General features: G+C 35.4%; 17 protein-coding genes and 1 other annotated feature. Of the genes, 5 read left to right on the top strand and 12 right to left on the bottom strand.

Features of this window, described 5'->3' with window-relative positions; translation table 11 throughout:
- Positions 1-199: 199 nt before the first annotated feature.
- Positions 200-754, bottom strand: coding sequence for a 1,6-anhydro-N-acetylmuramyl-L-alanine amidase AmpD (gene ampD / locus KKW16_RS04615; RefSeq protein WP_215767969.1), 555 nt, complete (start codon positions 752-754; stop codon positions 200-202).
- 114 nt (positions 755-868) lie between these two features.
- Here ampD and ppdD point away from each other — a divergent pair, with 114 nt between their 5' ends.
- Genes ppdD through KKW16_RS04595 form a run of 4 tightly spaced genes read left to right on the top strand, consistent with a single transcriptional unit; the run spans position 869 to position 4,603 of the window.
- Positions 869-1,309: a prepilin peptidase-dependent pilin gene (ppdD, locus tag KKW16_RS04610; RefSeq protein ID WP_215767968.1), complete on the top strand. Its 441-nt coding sequence runs from the start codon at positions 869-871 to the stop codon at positions 1,307-1,309.
- Entirely contained in the window at positions 1,306-2,700 is a 1,395-nt protein-coding gene (locus KKW16_RS04605) for a GspE/PulE family protein (RefSeq protein WP_215767967.1), read from the top strand. The genes ppdD and KKW16_RS04605 overlap by 4 nt, the downstream gene beginning before the upstream one ends.
- Complete coding sequence (locus KKW16_RS04600) at positions 2,697-3,914, top strand: type II secretion system F family protein (RefSeq protein ID WP_215767966.1); 1,218 nt, start codon at positions 2,697-2,699, stop codon at positions 3,912-3,914. Before KKW16_RS04605 ends, KKW16_RS04600 begins: the two co-directional genes overlap by 4 nt.
- Positions 3,914-4,603: a prepilin peptidase gene (locus KKW16_RS04595; protein WP_215767965.1), complete on the top strand. Its 690-nt coding sequence runs from the start codon at positions 3,914-3,916 to the stop codon at positions 4,601-4,603. Before KKW16_RS04600 ends, KKW16_RS04595 begins: the two co-directional genes overlap by 1 nt.
- A gap of 259 nt (positions 4,604-4,862) precedes the next feature.
- Here the strand turns inward: KKW16_RS04595 and era are convergent, their stop codons facing one another.
- The 5 genes from era to grcA all read right to left on the bottom strand — a co-directional run bounded on the left by era (position 4,863) and on the right by grcA (position 9,850).
- The gene (era, locus tag KKW16_RS04590; RefSeq protein WP_005657841.1) at positions 4,863-5,771 is read right to left on the bottom strand and encodes a GTPase Era; all 909 of its coding nucleotides are present in this window, start codon (positions 5,769-5,771) and stop codon (positions 4,863-4,865) included.
- Positions 5,768-6,451, bottom strand: coding sequence for a ribonuclease III (gene rnc, locus KKW16_RS04585; protein WP_005628729.1), 684 nt, complete (start codon positions 6,449-6,451; stop codon positions 5,768-5,770). Before rnc ends, era begins: the two co-directional genes overlap by 4 nt.
- A gap of 1 nt (position 6,452) precedes the next feature.
- Complete coding sequence (gene lepB, locus KKW16_RS04580; RefSeq protein WP_215767964.1) at positions 6,453-7,502, bottom strand: signal peptidase I; 1,050 nt, start codon at positions 7,500-7,502, stop codon at positions 6,453-6,455.
- Between the two features lie 8 nt (positions 7,503-7,510).
- A complete protein-coding gene (gene lepA / locus KKW16_RS04575) occupies positions 7,511-9,307 on the bottom strand; it encodes a translation elongation factor 4 (RefSeq protein ID WP_215767963.1) in 1,797 nt (598 codons plus the stop codon).
- A gap of 159 nt (positions 9,308-9,466) precedes the next feature.
- Entirely contained in the window at positions 9,467-9,850 is a 384-nt protein-coding gene (gene grcA, locus KKW16_RS04570) for an autonomous glycyl radical cofactor GrcA (RefSeq protein WP_139989742.1), read from the bottom strand.
- Positions 9,851-10,116: 266 nt separating this feature from the next.
- Between grcA and ung the strand changes: the two genes are divergently transcribed.
- The gene (ung, locus tag KKW16_RS04565) at positions 10,117-10,776 is read left to right on the top strand and encodes a uracil-DNA glycosylase (protein ID WP_215767962.1); all 660 of its coding nucleotides are present in this window, start codon (positions 10,117-10,119) and stop codon (positions 10,774-10,776) included.
- 14 nt (positions 10,777-10,790) lie between these two features.
- On the opposite strand, the gene priC is transcribed toward ung, so the two are convergent.
- From priC to KKW16_RS04535, 6 genes are all read right to left on the bottom strand, one after another.
- Positions 10,791-11,369, bottom strand: coding sequence for a primosomal replication protein PriC (gene priC, locus KKW16_RS04560; RefSeq protein ID WP_215767961.1), 579 nt, complete (start codon positions 11,367-11,369; stop codon positions 10,791-10,793).
- A gap of 29 nt (positions 11,370-11,398) precedes the next feature.
- Positions 11,399-12,751 (bottom strand): Na+/H+ antiporter family protein, encoded by a 1,353-nt coding sequence (locus tag KKW16_RS04555; protein WP_140586065.1) that lies wholly within the window; start codon positions 12,749-12,751, stop codon positions 11,399-11,401.
- A 103-nt stretch (positions 12,752-12,854) separates the two neighbouring features.
- Positions 12,855-12,976 (bottom strand) — a sequence feature (His leader region).
- Positions 12,977-13,073: 97 nt separating this feature from the next.
- Complete coding sequence (locus KKW16_RS04550; RefSeq protein WP_215767960.1) at positions 13,074-13,613, bottom strand: FtsZ/tubulin family protein; 540 nt, start codon at positions 13,611-13,613, stop codon at positions 13,074-13,076.
- Positions 13,614-13,853: 240 nt separating this feature from the next.
- The gene (locus KKW16_RS04545) at positions 13,854-14,831 is read right to left on the bottom strand and encodes a DUF6892 domain-containing protein (RefSeq protein WP_215767959.1); all 978 of its coding nucleotides are present in this window, start codon (positions 14,829-14,831) and stop codon (positions 13,854-13,856) included.
- Between the two features lie 124 nt (positions 14,832-14,955).
- A complete protein-coding gene (locus KKW16_RS04540) occupies positions 14,956-15,249 on the bottom strand; it encodes a YkgJ family cysteine cluster protein (protein WP_215767958.1) in 294 nt (97 codons plus the stop codon).
- Positions 15,239-16,876 (bottom strand): ATPase, encoded by a 1,638-nt coding sequence (locus tag KKW16_RS04535; RefSeq protein ID WP_215767957.1) that lies wholly within the window; start codon positions 16,874-16,876, stop codon positions 15,239-15,241. Before KKW16_RS04535 ends, KKW16_RS04540 begins: the two co-directional genes overlap by 11 nt.
- Between the last annotated feature and the right edge of the window lie 5 nt (positions 16,877-16,881).

The following is a 16,881-nucleotide window of genomic DNA, read 5'->3' as shown; positions in this document are numbered from 1 at the left end:
GCTCTTTGAGTTATTCAATATTTCTGTGGATAAAATTGTGGTTGAGAAAATCCATAATGTTGTATAACTCAAACAAACCTTTCCAAGATAATTCCAAAAGAAAATTTATCCATTTAAATTCAATCACTTAGACTAAAAACATAACAATATTTGTAATACACAGAAGTCCCTAAATTTTAATGTCTAATTTTTAAACAAATTATTTTAGGTTGGAAAAATAACGTTCCCAATCAAAATATTGGCCGGGATCGATCTTACGTCCTGGCGAAATATCACAATGCCCAACAATTCGATCTTTCGTAATCTTAGGATAACTTTCCATGATTAGGTTAGTTAATTCTTGCAATGCCAAATACTGCTGATTAGTAAAAGGTTGTTCATTACTACCTTCTAACTCAATTCCAATGGCAAAATCATTACATTTTTCTCGCCCTTGAAAGCAAGATAATCCAGCATGCCAAGCCCTCTGATTGAAATTAACATATTGCGTGATTCGCCCATCTCGTTCAATCAAACAATGGGCAGAAACACGCATTTGATGAATTTCTTCAAAATAAGGATGAATCTTAGGATCTAATTTTCCTTGAAAAAAATCATCCACATATCCGCCACCAAATTGTTCTGGCGGTAAGCTAATGTAATGGATCACAAGAAGTGAAATATCTTGTAAATCTGGACGTTCATCAAAATGAGGAGATGGAATTTGTCGACAATCAGTCAGCAATCCTTTCTCAATATCTTTTATTTTTCGCATACATTTTTCCTATTTTTGCGATCAGGATCGCAGAAAAAGTGCGGTCTGTTTTACAAAAAAATTTTCCCTTTTCACAATATTTCAGCCAATAAAGGCTTAACGAAAGGAAAATAAATGAAACTAACTACACAAACTACCTTGAAAAAAGGGTTTACCTTAATTGAATTGATGATAGTCATCGCCATCATCGCGATTTTAGCCACTATCGCTATTCCTTCTTATCAAAATTATACCAAAAAAGCCGCAGTATCCGAATTACTGCAAGCTTCCGCACCTTATAAGTCAGATGTGGAATTATGCGTTTATAGCACAGGTGCCCCTTCCACTTGCTCGGGAGGAAGCAATGGAATTGCGGCTGATATTACAACAGCAAAAGGCTATGTAAAATCAGTGACAACAAGCAACGGCGCAATAACAGTAGCGGGTAATGGTACATTAGATGGAATGAGTTACACACTCACAGCTGAAGGCGATAGTGCAAAAGGCGTTACATGGAAAACCACCTGTGGGACAACGAATGCCGATATTTTCCCTGCTGGATTCTGTTCAAAATGATCGACTTAATTAGTGCAAAACCTCGTGTAAAAGCACAAAATGGCGAGATATTTACGATCTCGCCAGAGTTATGGGGGCGTAATCAGCAACAACAGTCTCTGCTCTTACGTTATTTTGCGTTACCACTCAAAGAAGAAAATAATCGTCTTTGGCTAGGTGTAGATTCCCTTTCTAATCTTTCCGCCTGTGAAACTATTGCGTTTATAACTGGTAAGCTTGTTGAGCCAGTTTTATTAGAAAGCACTCAACTTAAAGAACTATTACAGCAACTTGCTCCGAATCAATTTCAAGTGGAAGAGCAAGTTAAATATTACCAACATCAAGAACAGTCCCATCTTGAACAACAAGATGATGAGCCTGTCATTCGCTTGCTTAATCAAATTTTTGAATCCGCTTTACAAAACAATGCCTCAGATATTCATTTGGAAACCTTATCGGATCATTTCCAAGTGCGGTTTAGAATTGACGGTGTTTTACAAGCTCAACCTCCACTTAGTAAAAATTTGGCTAATCGAATTATTTCTCGCCTAAAACTGCTTGCTAAATTAGATATCAGTGAAACTCGCCTTCCACAAGATGGACGATTTCAATTTAAAACTACGTTTTCCGATATTCTTGATTTCCGTCTTTCAACGCTACCAACTCATTGGGGAGAGAAAGTTGTCCTGAGAGCACAGCAAAATAAACCAGTAGAACTCAGCTTTGCTGAACTGGGCATGACCGAGAGTCAACAGCAAGCATTTCAACGCGCGCTTAGCCAACCACAAGGATTAATTTTAGTAACCGGCCCAACAGGAAGTGGGAAAAGTATCTCACTTTACACCGCACTTCAGTGGCTGAATACACCAGATAAACATATTATGACCGCTGAGGATCCCATTGAAATTGAGCTTGATGGCATTATTCAAAGCCAAATTAATCCACAGATTGGATTAGATTTTAACCGACTATTACGCGCCTTTTTACGCCAAGATCCAGACATTATTATGTTAGGTGAAATTCGCGATGAAGAAAGTGCAATGATTGCACTACGTGCCGCCCAAACGGGGCATTTGGTGCTTTCAACTTTACATACCAATGATGCAATATCTGCCATTTCTCGCTTACACCAACTCGGTATTCAACAACATGAAATTGAAAACAGTTTACTGCTCGTCATTGCTCAGCGTCTTGTACGAAAAATCTGTCCAAAGTGCGGGGGAAATTTAATAAATTCTTGTGATTGCCATCAAGGCTATCGAGGTCGAATCGGCGTGTACCAATTTCTACATTGGCAGCAGAATGGCTATCAAACGGATTTTAAAAATTTACATGCGAGTGGTTTAGAAAAAGTTAGCCAAGGCATAACAGATGAGAAAGAAATTGAACGTGTGTTAGGTAAAAACTCATGACTAAAAAACTCTTTTATTATCAAGGTAGTAACGCATTAAATCAGAAACAAAAAGGCTCAATTATTGCAGATACGAAACAACAAGCACACTTTCAATTAATAAGCCGCGGGCTTACTCACATCAAATTACAACAAAACTGGCAATTTGGGGCAAAGCCCAAAAATTCAGAAATCAGTGAATTACTCAATCAATTAGCGACATTGCTACAGTCCGCAATTCCGTTAAAAAACAGCCTGCAAATTTTGCAACAAAATTGCACTCAAATTATGCTCAATGAATGGCTTGAACGACTGCTTCAATCTATTGAATCTGGTTTAGCATTCTCACAAGCAATTGAACAACAAGGGAAATATCTCACTCAACAAGAAATTCAACTAATTCAAGTGGGAGAAATGACAGGCAAACTTTCCGTTGTTTGTAAAAAAATAGCCACACATCGCAGCCAATCTTTAGCATTACAACGTAAATTACAGAAAATCATGCTGTACCCATCAATGGTGTTAGGAATTTCACTATTACTAACACTCGCATTACTGTTTTTTATCGTGCCTCAATTTGCTGAAATGTACAGTGGCAATAATGCTGAGTTACCAACAATAACCGCAATATTGCTCTCTATATCTAATTTTCTTAAGCAAAATATTGGGATTTTGCTATTTTTCTCCTTTAGTTTTTTTCTATTTTATTACTTCTATCTAAAACGCCAGACCTGGTTTCATCAACAGAAAAATCAACTTATTTCTATCACGCCTATTTTTGGCACAATTCAAAAGCTTTCACGTTTAGTGAACTTTAGTCAAAGTTTACAAATTATGTTGCAGGCTGGCGTACCGCTTAATCAAGCACTAAACAGTTTTCTCCCTCGCACACAAACGTGGCAAACAAAGAAAACGCTTGTAAATGACATCGTATTAGATAAAGAAGTGCGGTCAATTTTACAATGGGTTTCTCAAGGCTATGCGTTTTCTAATAGCGTAAGTAGCGATCTTTTCCCGATGGAAGCACAACAAATGCTACAAATTGGCGAGCAAAGCGGAAAACTCGCTTTGATGCTAGAGCATATCGCGGATAATTACCAAGAAAAACTTAATCATCAAATTGACTTACTCTCACAAATGCTGGAACCATTAATGATGGTGATCATCGGCAGTCTGATTGGGATTATTATGATGGGAATGTATTTACCTATCTTTAATATGGGAGCAGTGATTTAATGATTTACTTAGCCTCATTTTTATTCGGTGCGATTAGTGGCGTAGTTTTATGGTGCTATGTATCAGAGTTTATTACTTGTTTACAGAAAGATATTTACGATGCTTATATTGAATTGTTCCCAGAAAATGCCCCATTTTTTCAACCTGATGCTTCGACAATTCAACAGAAAAAGTGCGGTCATATTTTAGTTTACTTTTTTAGTGTCGGTTTTTTATTTCTCTTTTTGCATTTGATATTAAAAGATGAATCTCTCTCATTATGGGCTGGAGTAGTACTTCTTATGCTTTGGACAATGAGTTACCTTGATTGGCATTATCAACTTATTTCTCCAACGCTTTGCTTAGCATTATTTGTTTTAGGCGTATTAGGGGCTTATTTCTATTTTTCCCCCTTATCGTTAATCGAAAGCTTGCAAAGCTCAGCTGGTTTCTTCTTTGTTTTTGGGCTCATTTATGGAGGGGCAAAAGTTTATTATGGCAAGGAAGTTTTTGGTAAAGGTGATTGGTGGTTGTCATTAGGGGTAGGTAGTTTTATTCCATTGTCACATTTACCGCACTTTTTACTCATAGCATGCTTATTAGGAATCGTTTTTACATTAGTTTATCGACTAAAATCCCGATTCTTGCCCTTTGCACCTTTTATGTGTATATCGGCAATCGTGTTATTTATTGTCCAAATTTATACTTAATTTGTACTATTTATGCCAAATAATTTAAATATAGGATGTTTATTTACCACATTTTATAATCAAAGCTTGTTAGTTGGATTCCTCCGCAATTTTGATCCCTATATAGTAGATAAAAGACTGAAAAAGTAGTTGCTAAATTGAATGAACAGGAAAAATAAAGGGATATTTTTTATGGAAAATTTATAACTGTTATAAATGGAAAAATCGCATTATGCTTAGCATAATGCGATTTTAAGAATATCAGAAATATTACCGCACTTTATTCATCCATATATCCTAAACTACGCAGTGCACGTTCATCGTCAGCCCAACCTGATTTTACTTTCACCCAAAGTTCAAGATGGACTTTGTTATCAAATAAACGTTCCATATCAGCGCGCGCTTCCATACCAATAGTTTTAATTTTTTGACCGCCCGCACCAATCACCATTTTTTTCTGGCCTTCACGTTCAACGAGAATTAAGCCATTTATTTCATAAGTGCCACGTTCATTCACTTTGAACTGTTCGATTTCAACAGTAACAGAATAAGGCAATTCTTCACCAGTAAAACGCATTAATTTTTCACGGATTATCTCCGATGCCATGAAACGTTGCGAACGGTCTGTGACATAATCTTCTGGAAAATGATGGACACCTTCGCGTAAAGATTGGCGTACAATTTTCTCTAATTCATGAACATTATTACCACGCTGTGCAGAAATTGGCACAATGTGAGCAAAATTAAATTTACTGCTAAGATCTGTAATAAACGGTAACAAATCATCTTTATTTTTGATGTTATCTACTTTGTTAATAGCAAGCACAACTGGTGCTTTTGCATTGCGTAATTTGTTTAGCACCATCTCATCATCTGCATTCCAGTGTGTGCCATCTACGACAAAAATAATTAAATCAACATCGCCGATAGCACTACTTGCTGCTCGGTTCATTAAACGGTTAATAGCACGCTTCTCTTCAATATGAAGTCCTGGAGTATCCACATAGATTTCTTGATACGCCCCTTCAGTTTTAATTCCAACAATACGGTGACGCGTGGTTTGGGCTTTACGTGATGTAATTGAAATTTTTTGTCCTAAAATTTTATTTAAGAGTGTTGATTTACCCACATTTGGGCGACCTACGATAGCAATAAAGCCACAATAGGTTTTGTCGAATTGTTCGGTCATTTGATGTCCAGTTCTTTTAAAATTTGTTCTGCTGCCGCTTGTTCAGCTTTACGACGGCTAGATCCTTTTGCTACAAAAGTGCGGTCAATTTTATCCGCACTTTTCACTTTGCATTCAACAGTGAAAATTTGGCAATGGGCTTCCCCTTGAATATTGACCACTTCATAAGTTGGCAATGGAAGATGTTTACCCTGTAAATATTCTTGTAAACGAGTTTTTGCATCTTTTTGGTTATCACCAGGTTTAATTTCAGCTAATAATTGTTGATACCAATTTCGAATCACTTGGGTTGTCACAGCCAATCCTTGATCCAAAGACATTGCGCCAATAATCGCTTCTACGCAATCTGCAAGGATAGATTCACGGCGAAAACCACCGCTTTTTAGCTCACCAGAACCAAGAGACATATAATCGCCCAATTCAAATTGACGCGCTAAAATCGCTAAAGTGGGCTCTCTCACCAAAGTAGCACGCATACGGCTCAGTTCACCTTCATTACAACGTGGAAACTGATGATAAAGCGCTTCAGCGATAGTGAAATTAAGAATAGAATCGCCTAGAAATTCTAGGCGTTCATTATGTTGAGTCGCCGCACTTCGATGCGTAAGTGCCTGCTTTAAGAGCGCAATATCATTAAAACGATAGCCGATTTTACGCTCAAGTCGATCTAAATGATTCATCTTATTTTATTGCTGTAAAGAAACGATCAAAACGGAAACCTGTTGGCCACTCATTCGCTTCTTTTTCTAAGCTCATCCAAATATAAGTGGCTTTACCCACAATATTTTTTTCAGGCACAAAGCCCCAGAAACGGCTATCATCACTGTGATCGCGGTGATCACCCATCACAAAATACTGTCCTTCTGGCACAAGCCATTCTGCAGTTTGCATACCTTCTTGTGGGAAAAACTCAGGACCTGAATAACGACGATATTCACTAATTAACACGTTATGTGTCACATCACCTTTTTCAGTTAATTCTAATTCATTAGGAAAAGCAGGATTTGTTGGATTTTGTGTATATTCAAACGCCTTGGTTTCGCAATCAATTTCACAAGGCTTACCTTCTTTACCATATACCACTTTTAGCGTTTTTTGTTCCGGATCAAAAATGACGCGATCTCCGCCTTTTCCAACAATACGCTTAATATAATCGACACCAGACATATTATCTTTTGAGCTTAGCGCTAAATTTTCTGCAAAAGCCGCTCGAGTTGCACCTAGGCCCGTACGAATTAAAGCTTGTTCAGGTGCCTTGAATACAATGACATCCCCACGTTGAGGTTTATTTCCAGCAATAATTGTATTTTGGAAAATAGGATCTTTGATGCCATAAGTATATTTGTTTACGATTAAAAAATCGCCCACTCGTAGGGTTGACTCCATTGAGCCAGAAGGAATTTGAAATGGTTCAAATAAAAAAGAACGCACTAAAAATACGACAGAAAGTACTGGAAAAAGAGATGATAAAAATTCAGAAGTCTCAGAGACCGGTTCAATTTTTGCTTTTTCTTCATCTGTTAATGCCTGACCTGAACGCTGTTCAGCACGTGTGATTTTACGATTCCGTTTTGGTGTTACCACAAAATAATGGTAGCACCATAAGCCCCCTGAAAGTGCGGTCAAAATTAGCAGTACAATACTGAATGTGTTTGGTAATTGGAAATAATCCAATAATTTCCATACTCCAAAACCAACAGCTAGTAAAATCACAAAAAATAAATTTGACATAATTTTCCCTATTTATCTTTTCCTACATGTAAAATTGCTAAAAATGCTTCTTGTGGTACTTCTACATTACCTAAAGATTTCATACGTTTTTTACCTTCTTTCTGTTTCTGTAAGAGTTTTTTCTTACGGCTCACGTCACCACCATAACATTTTGCCAATACGTTCTTACGTAATTGTTTCACCGTAGAACGAGCAATAATGTGGTTTCCAATCGCTGCTTGAATAGCAATATCAAATTGCTGACGAGGAATTAACTCACGCATTTTTTCAACCAATTCACGACCACGATATTGTGAATTATCTTTATGAACGATTAAAGCCAACGCATCTACTCGTTCGCTGTTAATCATAATATCCACGCGAACCATATCTGCAGTTTGGAAACGTTTGAAACCGTAATCTAACGAAGCATAACCACGCGATGTTGATTTTAAACGGTCAAAGAAGTCTAGAACAACTTCGCCCATTGGAATTTCATAAGTCAGCGCAATCTGATTACCGTGATATACCATATTAGTTTGCACGCCACGTTTTTCTACGCAAAGAGTAATGACGTTACCTAAATATTCTTGTGGCACTAACATATTACATTCTGCAATCGGTTCACGGATTTCAGCAATATTATTAAGTGGAGGCAATTTCGATGGACTATCGACGTAAACAACATCACCATTCGTTAATTGCACTTCATAAATTACCGTTGGTGCAGTAGTGATAAGATCTAAATCATACTCACGCTCTAGACGCTCTTGAATGATTTCCATATGTAAAAGGCCAAGGAAACCACAGCGGAAACCAAAACCAAGTGCGGTAGAATTTTCTGGCTCATAGAAAAGTGAGGCATCATTTAAACTTAATTTGCCGAGGGCATCGCGAAACGCTTCATAATCATCAGAACTTACAGGAAAAAGTCCAGCATAAACCTGCGGTTTTACTTTTTTAAAGCCTGGTAAAACTTCAGTTGCTGGATTATGTTGAAGCGTTAAAGTATCCCCAACTGGTGCACCTAAAATATCTTTAATCGCACAAACTACCCAGCCAACTTCACCACATTCTAAAACGGTAGTATCTTCTTGTTTTGGTGTAAAAATCCCTAAGCGATCAACATTGTAAGCTTGTCCTGTAGACATCACTTTAATTTTATCGCCTTTACGTAATACCCCGTTTTTAATTCGAACTAAAGATACCACACCCAAATAGTTATCGAACCAAGAATCAATAATCAATGCTTGTAATGGCGCATTAGGATCACCTTCCGGTGCAGGAATTTTTGCAACGATTTCTTCTAATACATCTTCGATACCAACACCCGTTTTAGCTGAGCATCGAACCGCTTCCATTGCATCAATTCCCACGATATCCTCAATTTCTTCCGCTACGCGTTCAGGATCTGCAGCAGGCAAGTCGATTTTGTTTAAAATCGGTACCACTTCTAAATCCATTTCGATTGCGGTATAACAGTTTGCTAAGGTTTGAGCTTCTACTCCTTGACCTGCATCGACCACCAACAAAGCCCCTTCACAAGCAGCAAGAGAGCGAGACACTTCATAGGAAAAGTCCACGTGTCCTGGTGTATCGATAAAGTTTAATTGATAAGTTTCTCCATCTTTGGCTTTATAATTTAAGGTAACACTTTGTGCTTTGATGGTAATTCCACGCTCACGCTCAAGATCCATAGAATCTAGCACTTGCGCTTCCATTTCGCGATCCGAAAGGCCACCACAAGTTTGAATCAAACGGTCAGAAAGCGTTGATTTACCGTGGTCAATATGGGCAATAATAGAAAAGTTGCGAATATTCTTCATAAAAGATAGTTTTTCTCAAAAAAATCAATAAATTTAACTGGCGGATTGTACCTGAAAAGCATGGAAATCGCTAGGGATGAAAGGGAAAAGTACGGTCAAATTTTAGATAAAACAAAACCCCGAATGACTTCAGGGTTTCTTTTTTCATTCAAACTGAAATTATAGGCTTTCAGTGAAAGTACGAGTGATAACGTCGCGTTGTTGTTCTGGCGTTAAAGAGTTGAAACGTACTGCGTAACCAGAAACACGGATAGTTAATTGTGGATATTTATCCGGGTTGTTTACCGCATCTTCTAAAGTTTCACGACGTAATACATTTACGTTTAAGTGTTGACCGCCTTCAACTTTTACAGTTGGTGCTACATTTACTGGTAATTCACGGTATTCGATTTGACCTAATTCGCTCACTGCAACAACTTGGTCTTCAGTAAATTCGCCTTTTGCACATAAACAACGCGCTTCATTTTTTTCGCTGTCTAATAACCAGAATGAATTAAGTAAATTGTCATTTGCTGCTTGAGTAATTTGAATACCTTTAATCATAATAGCCTCCTAATTGGCATTGAATAATCATAAAAACTGTATAAATTTTATCAAATAATTTGAAGGTTTCAAATTATTTTAGATTTTTTTGATAAAGAACAGGTTATCTTTTTAGGATAATTTTAAAAACTTGATCTAAATTAAGTTTTAGTCATTTCTATAGTGGTTTATCTAAAACTGTTTAACATTAATTTAACTTTTAAGCTTTTTATTGCCTTAATTTTTTTGTTTATAATAAGAATAAACTTATTAATAGGATCACAATAATGAAAACCTGGACAGATGTTATTGGAAAAGAAAAAGAACAACTTTACTTTCAACATGCGCTACAACAGGTTCATCTTGCAAGAGCAAGCGGGAAAACGATTTATCCCCCACAAGAAGATGTATTTAATGCATTTAAATATACCGTTTTTGAAGATGTGAAAGTAGTGATTTTAGGTCAGGATCCCTACCATGGTCCAAACCAAGCTCATGGATTGGCTTTTTCGGTAAAACCTGAAGTAGCCATCCCCCCTTCCTTATTAAATATGTATAAAGAACTCACACAAGATATTTCTGGATTTCAAATGCCATCACATGGTTATTTAGTCAAATGGGCAGAACAAGGGGTATTGCTACTTAACACTGTGCTTACCGTGGAGCGTGGCATGGCACATTCACATGCTAATTTTGGCTGGGAAACGTTTACTGATCGTGTTATTACGGCGCTTAATGAACATCGTGAAAAACTCGTATTTTTACTTTGGGGTAGTCACGCACAAAAAAAAGGGCAAATTATTGACCGCACTCGTCACCTTGTTTTAACGGCTCCGCATCCTTCTCCTTTGTCAGCACATAGAGGTTTCTTTGGTTGTCATCATTTTTCTAAAACGAATACATATTTAGAAGAAAATGGGATAAATCCCATTGATTGGCAGATTTAATATGATAATCCCCATTATAAAGTGTGATTTTCTTGTTCTTCTTTGAATGCCAAATATTCTTCTAATAGATCTATCGCATCTTGGCATTTTTGATGGCGTTGCTTATAACGTTCTGCGAGCTGTGTATGGCGAATCGCATCATCGTGAAGGGGAGATGTTCGTGCTAAATCACATTGTTCCTGGTAAAGTTTATTTAGTTTTTCTAATGCTTCATAATATTTTTCTAGACGTTCTCTTGGCGGTAACCTGTGAATGTTATGTTGTGGACTTTTAACGGGCGCGAATGTAGCTAATGAGGATTGAGTATTTAACGTATTTTTTTTGCGTGCTAATGCTTCTGAAAGCACCGTACACTGAGCTACTAAACGTTCTGCTAGATAGGCATAGTGAGTGGGAATATCCGATTCTAACATTTTAATCTTATCAAGCGTTTGGTTTAGCTCAGTTAGATAAAAACCGACAGTTTGCCCGTACTCACTAAATAAAGAGCGGTCAAATTTAGCAAAGATTTTTTCTTCACGTTGAGGTAAATAATCTTGATAAAGGTGCTGGACTTTTTGTTCCAGACGTTGAATAAGTAATTGAATCGTCATAAAAATCCCCCAAAGGGGGATTATAATCGCTAAAGATACATGGCTGCAATCCAGCCAAACACTAATAATGGAATATTATAGTGAATAAAGGTTGGAACAACGGAATCCCAAATATGATCGTGTTTGCCATCCATATTTAATCCTGATGTTGGACCCAATGTTGAATCAGAGGCGGGGGAGCCCGCATCTCCTAAGGCGGCAGCAACACCTACAATGGCTACAGTGGCTAATGGAGAAAAACCGAAAGATAAACAAAGTGGCACATAAATAGAAGTAATAATCGGCACTGTAGAGAATGACGACCCAATTCCCATGGTAATTAATAACCCGACTAGTAACATCAGAAACGCCGCTAACCCTTTGCTCTGTACCGCACCATTACTTAAACCTTGAACCAAATCCGTGACGCCTGTTGTTGCATTAATGACATTCGCAAAACCAGATGCGGCAATCATCACAAAGCCGATCATCGCCATTAAATGTAACCCTTTTTGAAAAATATCATTACTTTCTTTAAGTTTAAAAATACCAAATACAGCAAAAATAATTAACCCGACTAGCCCACCAATAATAGTTGAACTTGTCATTAATTGCGTGGTAAATGTGGCTATAATCGCAATGACACTGGCAATAATTTGTTTTGATTTAATGTTTGCAATGTGAGCTTCAATTTCTTTTGTAGTGGGTTCTTCAATAGTAACATCATATTCACGTGGCTTACGATAACTAATAAATACAGCAATAAACAGGCCTAAAATCATACCGCTTACAGGCAAGAGCATCGCAAGAGAAACTTGTGCAACATCAGTATGTAATCCGAGAGCTTCCCCCGCTTGATTAATATTTTTTACTAAAATACTTTCAATAAAAATTTTACCGAAACCAACGGGAAGTAACATATAAGTAGCGGTTAAACCAAAGGTGAGTACACAAGCGATAGCACGGCGATCGATTTTTAAACGATTAAAAATAGAAAGTAGTGGCGGCACAACAATAGGAATAAAGGCAATATGTACGGGAAGAAGATTTTGCGATGAAATGGCAAATAAGGCGAGTACCCCAAAAATAAAATATTTAAACCATACTAAGTTGCTAGAAGTAGGCGTTTTATTCATTTTGGTAATAATTTTATAAGCAATTAAATCAGTGATACCCGATTTAGAAATCGCAACAGCAAACGCGCCAAGCATCGCATAATTCATCGCCACTTCAGCACCGCCACCTAGGCCTCCAGTGAAGGTTTCAATAGTTTTACTTAAACTTAGATCACCGCAAAGCCCAGCTGTGAGAGAGGCAATCACAAGAGCAATAATTACATTAATACGCAGTAAGCTAAGAGTGAGCAAAACAATGATCGAAATAACAACAGGATTTGATAACATTTTGTTTTTCCTTATAAATTAAATAGTGAATACTGTACTGTAAAAATTTGATGTGTTGAATAAATAGTGATGTTGCATAGTATAATCTCCTTTTATCACCATAAAATAAAACCCCTCGAAAGTTGCCTTCCGAGGGGTAACATTTAGATTATCCTGTCAGCTCGGAAGAAATCTTCCAAGCACACCAAAAACCTGAAAGATTATTCAGTTAAATAGTGATGATGGTGACGACGGATAATAAACATATTAAATCTCCAAACAGATACTAGTCATCAAGTTACTGGAAAAATAAGGAGAATGCAACAAGTTTTTTTTATATTTTTTATGGGAATGGATATTTTATAGGTACTATTTTGGCACTAATAATTTCATAGAATTTTTGATGAATAGCTGCGAATGAGCCTATTAACCCTTTAAATTTATAAGTTTTTTCTGTTATATCCTCATTTGAAACGATATAAAGATTACACATTAACTTTTGAAGCTTTTCGATAACTAAGTTTGCTTGTGATTTTCTTTTATGGCTTTCAAATTTAAAAGGTGTTGTGACAATAATATAAGGCTTGATATTGAGTAGATTGGCTATTTCTGTTAGCTCGATTACTAATTGACTACCTGTTTTTCCACCTAGACCTGCCAGTATAAAGCAAGGTTTAGCATCAAATAATATGCCTTTCAAAAATGGAACACGATAGTTTTTTGGTATTTCATCTAAGGAAAAAGTATTTTCTATTTGATATTCCTTTTCATTTTTTGATGAAAGATTCATTGAATAATATTCAACTCGTGGTAAATTGAGTTGTTGTAAATAATCTACTATGTTATTACCGCATTTTCCGCAACCTATAATTTTTATAGACATAAAAACTCCTTTACTTTATTCAGTAAAGGAGTTTATGAGATTCCTATGTAGGGTTGGTTCGCATATTATTATATTTAATTTTTTTATAATAAAAAGGCGATCATTATTTGTAAAACTTAAAGAAAATTATCTGCGCTTTTATTAATAATATTTATTGGATTGTATAGATTTAATTAATCACAATTTTGATGTTTTTATTCTCTAAAATTCTTACAACATATTCATATAATCCTAAATCGCTTAATGAAAATTTTTTTTTGAATTTTCTTTAGATAAATTGATTCTTATTTCCTTTAGATTTGGCAATAATGACAATTCATTTTCAATATCACTTGTTGAATATCCTATATTAAACAATGGAATGTATTGGCTATTGCGAGGTGATTTAAGAAAAAACTCGCTAATATCAAATGTTTTTTTAATATAGATTTGTCGGTAAAATTCTGAGGTTGGGTTTATTTCTAAATATTCTATTTTGTTTAACAGGCTAACTGGAATATCTAGATCTCTCATATATTCACCAGCTTTTTCTCTATCTAATCCATATAATGGATTCAAAAAATATTTTTTATATTCTTCTCTAAATATTTCAAGGAAAAACTTTGGTTTTAGAGTTTCATCTTTAAACATTAATTGATTAATTATTGCGAGCTTCAAACCAATATCCTGAAATTTAACACTTGGTATCTGATTTAAATCATAAATTGGATTTTCTTGACGCTTACGAATACGCTCAACTTCTTTAATAATATAAAGAAGACGTGATGTTTGTTGTAAGCCAGGTAATGTTTCCGCAATAAATCGCAAGTAATCGATTGTTCTTCCCTTTGTTTGAGTAAGTTCAAAAATATTTAGGGGATCCTCTGCATGAATATAATCCCAGGCATCTACGCCTTCAAAAATATGTAATGTCAAACGAATAAATTCATTTTTTTGTTCATCTGTCCATTCCAACGCTCTTTTAGGTAAAGTTTTTTTCAGTTCTTGATAAAATTCTTCTGTCTCAAGTAAATTTGGTGTTCCGCCTTTTGCTAACTTCATTGCTGGATCAGGTTCTTCCTTCATTGCGCGTCTTGCTTCCATTTCCCTATAATCATCTTTCCAATGTTCCTCTATTTCTGAAGGCTCTAGTTTTTTATCTTGAATTAATTCATAAATTTTCTTTGCACCAAAAGCTAATACGCCAGCTCCAGCAATTTTTAAAATGTTACCTAACATAACTATTGTCCTATTGAATTTATAATAAAAAAGGCGATCATTCCCTGAAAAACTTGCAGAAAATGACCGCACTTGTATTAAGATCTAAGGAGGGCAATCTGAAACTTCATCAGATTGGTGAGGATTATAGTGAGCTAGATTGCAAGGTTGGTTCGCACTTTTGTAATTGTTCACAAATTTTTTGGTTAATTACAATAAATTCATCCCAGTCACAGATATGTGTAAGATAGGTTTTATAGTAATCTTCTACGCGACAAACTAGTGGTCGAGTTTCATATATAGAGCACAAATTTGTAGATTCATTAAAATAATGACAAACACCATCCCCTCGATCTAAGTAAACAGTTTGTTCACTTAAATTGACATGGCGACAACATTTACCACAAGCATTACAAGGAAAAGGAGTATTAGCTTCCATGATATTCTTTCTGAATTTGTACAAGATGATGTTTAAAGCCATCTGTTTGTTTTGGATCATAGCCCAAATCAATGCCACGTTTCTCGATTTCCTGAATCAGTAATACTTTTCGCTCTAATTCATTATTTGTTTGAGAAAGAGAGGTTGAAAATCGACTTAATTCATCGGTATTTAGATTAAATTCAAGTTTTGATAGCTCCATGAGATAGCGATCTAATTCAAGATTAATTTGTTTCATGTGTTCGATCATTTTCTCATAGCGTGTTTTAAATGAATTAAGATAATCCCATATTTTATTCATCACTTGGCTATAACTTAAAAAATAAGTAAAGCCAAGCATAAGTACACCACTTACTAACCCACTTAAAAACATTGAGATTTCTTCACCAAATGGAATTTTTAAATAAGTCTGTAATTGTGAATTAATGATTGTTCCTATTAAAGTAGATATACCGAAAGAGATTAATTTTAGAATTTCTTTTAATAAATCACCTGTAGCTAAATTATCAGGATTAAAAAAAGCTACTTTTGCAGTTTGAACAAGCGTATCCCACATTTCCCGAATGAGCTTACCCACCATCTTTGTACTGGTTGTAAAAATATTCATTACGGTTGTATGTAGGCTGGATATAATTCCAGATAAAATTCCGTTTTTAAAGCTATTAATGAGATCGTTAAATCTTGCTTTCACTCGTTCAAATATATTTTCTAAGGTTTCTTTGACTCTTTCTAAAAATTTTTCAAGTTTAAAATTATCCTTTATTTCTTTGTATATAAGAGGTAATTTCTCTTTCAATTCAAACCATATTTCAGCAATAATCATACCTATAGCTTGTCTTCCGCCCATTAGCAATCCTTTTTTTCCTGCTTCTTTTGCGGTATTTTTGAAGAATTTACTGCTACTATAGTAAGCAAAATTAATTTTAGTATTATAAATTTCTCTCGCTTTTTTATCTTTTTCTAACATCTGTTTTTTATCTGCAGCTTCAAAAGCTTTAATGTATTCTTCAGCATTTCTCTCTTTATTTTCTAGTTTTTGTTTCTCATTTATTGATAAGCTATTATCTTTAAGTTTTTCTTTTATTTTTTGTAATTCTTCTTTTTTATATGCAACTCTTTTATCCATAGACTCAACAAAGTCAGACATTTTTGATGCATTTTTAGCTTTGTTAATAGCTTGATGTGTCGGGGCAAAATTACTTTTATCATTAGCAAGTGCAACACCATTTTGTTCCGCTAATATTCTCGCTGGATCATTATGGATTTCATTAGCTGATATAATATGATCTAAATTGATAATATTATTAGGGTCAAATTGTTTATGGGTATACCCGTCAGTTAAATTACCTTGTTTCTTTAATTCAGAAAGATGTTTGTTATACTGTATATATCTTTGATCTCCATGATATTGGTGGCTATCGTATTTAGATCTATTTTGATATTTTTCTTTTTCTTTTTTTGTTGCGAAAATACCTTGCCGAACATTATGGATTGTATCAACTTCCCCACCTAGTTTGTCGTTCAATAAGATAAAATCTAATCCAAATGATTGAACAAGTTTTTCTAATACTGTTTTTTCAAATTCTTTTAATACATCAAATTCTGTTTCTACTACAGTTGTTGTCATTATGT

The organism is Haemophilus sp. SZY H8, assembly GCF_018829755.1.
Taxonomy (GTDB): Bacteria; Pseudomonadota; Gammaproteobacteria; order Enterobacterales; family Pasteurellaceae; genus Haemophilus; species Haemophilus haemolyticus_K.
The sequence above is the reverse complement of the archived record's forward strand: the minus strand, read 5'-3'. Positions and strand labels throughout refer to the sequence as shown.

Excerpts from the sequence above, each read along its gene's own strand:
- KKW16_RS04605 (WP_215767967.1), top strand. The coding sequence starts at position 1,306 with ATGATCGACTTAATTAGTGCAAAACCTCGTGTAAAAGCACAAAATGGC.
- KKW16_RS04595 (WP_215767965.1), top strand. The coding sequence starts at position 3,914 with ATGATTTACTTAGCCTCATTTTTATTCGGTGCGATTAGTGGCGTAGTT.
- era (WP_005657841.1), bottom strand. The coding sequence starts at position 5,771 with ATGACCGAACAATTCGACAAAACCTATTGTGGCTTTATTGCTATCGTA.
- KKW16_RS04555 (WP_140586065.1), bottom strand. The coding sequence starts at position 12,751 with ATGTTATCAAATCCTGTTGTTATTTCGATCATTGTTTTGCTCACTCTT.
- KKW16_RS04600 (WP_215767966.1), top strand. The coding sequence starts at position 2,697 with ATGACTAAAAAACTCTTTTATTATCAAGGTAGTAACGCATTAAATCAG.
- ung (WP_215767962.1), top strand. The coding sequence starts at position 10,117 with ATGAAAACCTGGACAGATGTTATTGGAAAAGAAAAAGAACAACTTTAC.
- lepA (WP_215767963.1), bottom strand. The coding sequence starts at position 9,307 with ATGAAGAATATTCGCAACTTTTCTATTATTGCCCATATTGACCACGGT.
- ppdD (WP_215767968.1), top strand. The coding sequence starts at position 869 with ATGAAACTAACTACACAAACTACCTTGAAAAAAGGGTTTACCTTAATT.
- priC (WP_215767961.1), bottom strand. The coding sequence starts at position 11,369 with ATGACGATTCAATTACTTATTCAACGTCTGGAACAAAAAGTCCAGCAC.
- lepB (WP_215767964.1), bottom strand. The coding sequence starts at position 7,502 with ATGTCAAATTTATTTTTTGTGATTTTACTAGCTGTTGGTTTTGGAGTA.
- rnc (WP_005628729.1), bottom strand. The coding sequence starts at position 6,451 with ATGAATCATTTAGATCGACTTGAGCGTAAAATCGGCTATCGTTTTAAT.
- KKW16_RS04540 (WP_215767958.1), bottom strand. The coding sequence starts at position 15,249 with ATGGAAGCTAATACTCCTTTTCCTTGTAATGCTTGTGGTAAATGTTGT.
- KKW16_RS04545 (WP_215767959.1), bottom strand. The coding sequence starts at position 14,831 with ATGTTAGGTAACATTTTAAAAATTGCTGGAGCTGGCGTATTAGCTTTT.
- grcA (WP_139989742.1), bottom strand. The coding sequence starts at position 9,850 with ATGATTAAAGGTATTCAAATTACTCAAGCAGCAAATGACAATTTACTT.
- KKW16_RS04550 (WP_215767960.1), bottom strand. The coding sequence starts at position 13,613 with ATGTCTATAAAAATTATAGGTTGCGGAAAATGCGGTAATAACATAGTA.
- KKW16_RS04535 (WP_215767957.1), bottom strand. The coding sequence starts at position 16,876 with ATGACAACAACTGTAGTAGAAACAGAATTTGATGTATTAAAAGAATTT.
- ampD (WP_215767969.1), bottom strand. The coding sequence starts at position 754 with ATGCGAAAAATAAAAGATATTGAGAAAGGATTGCTGACTGATTGTCGA.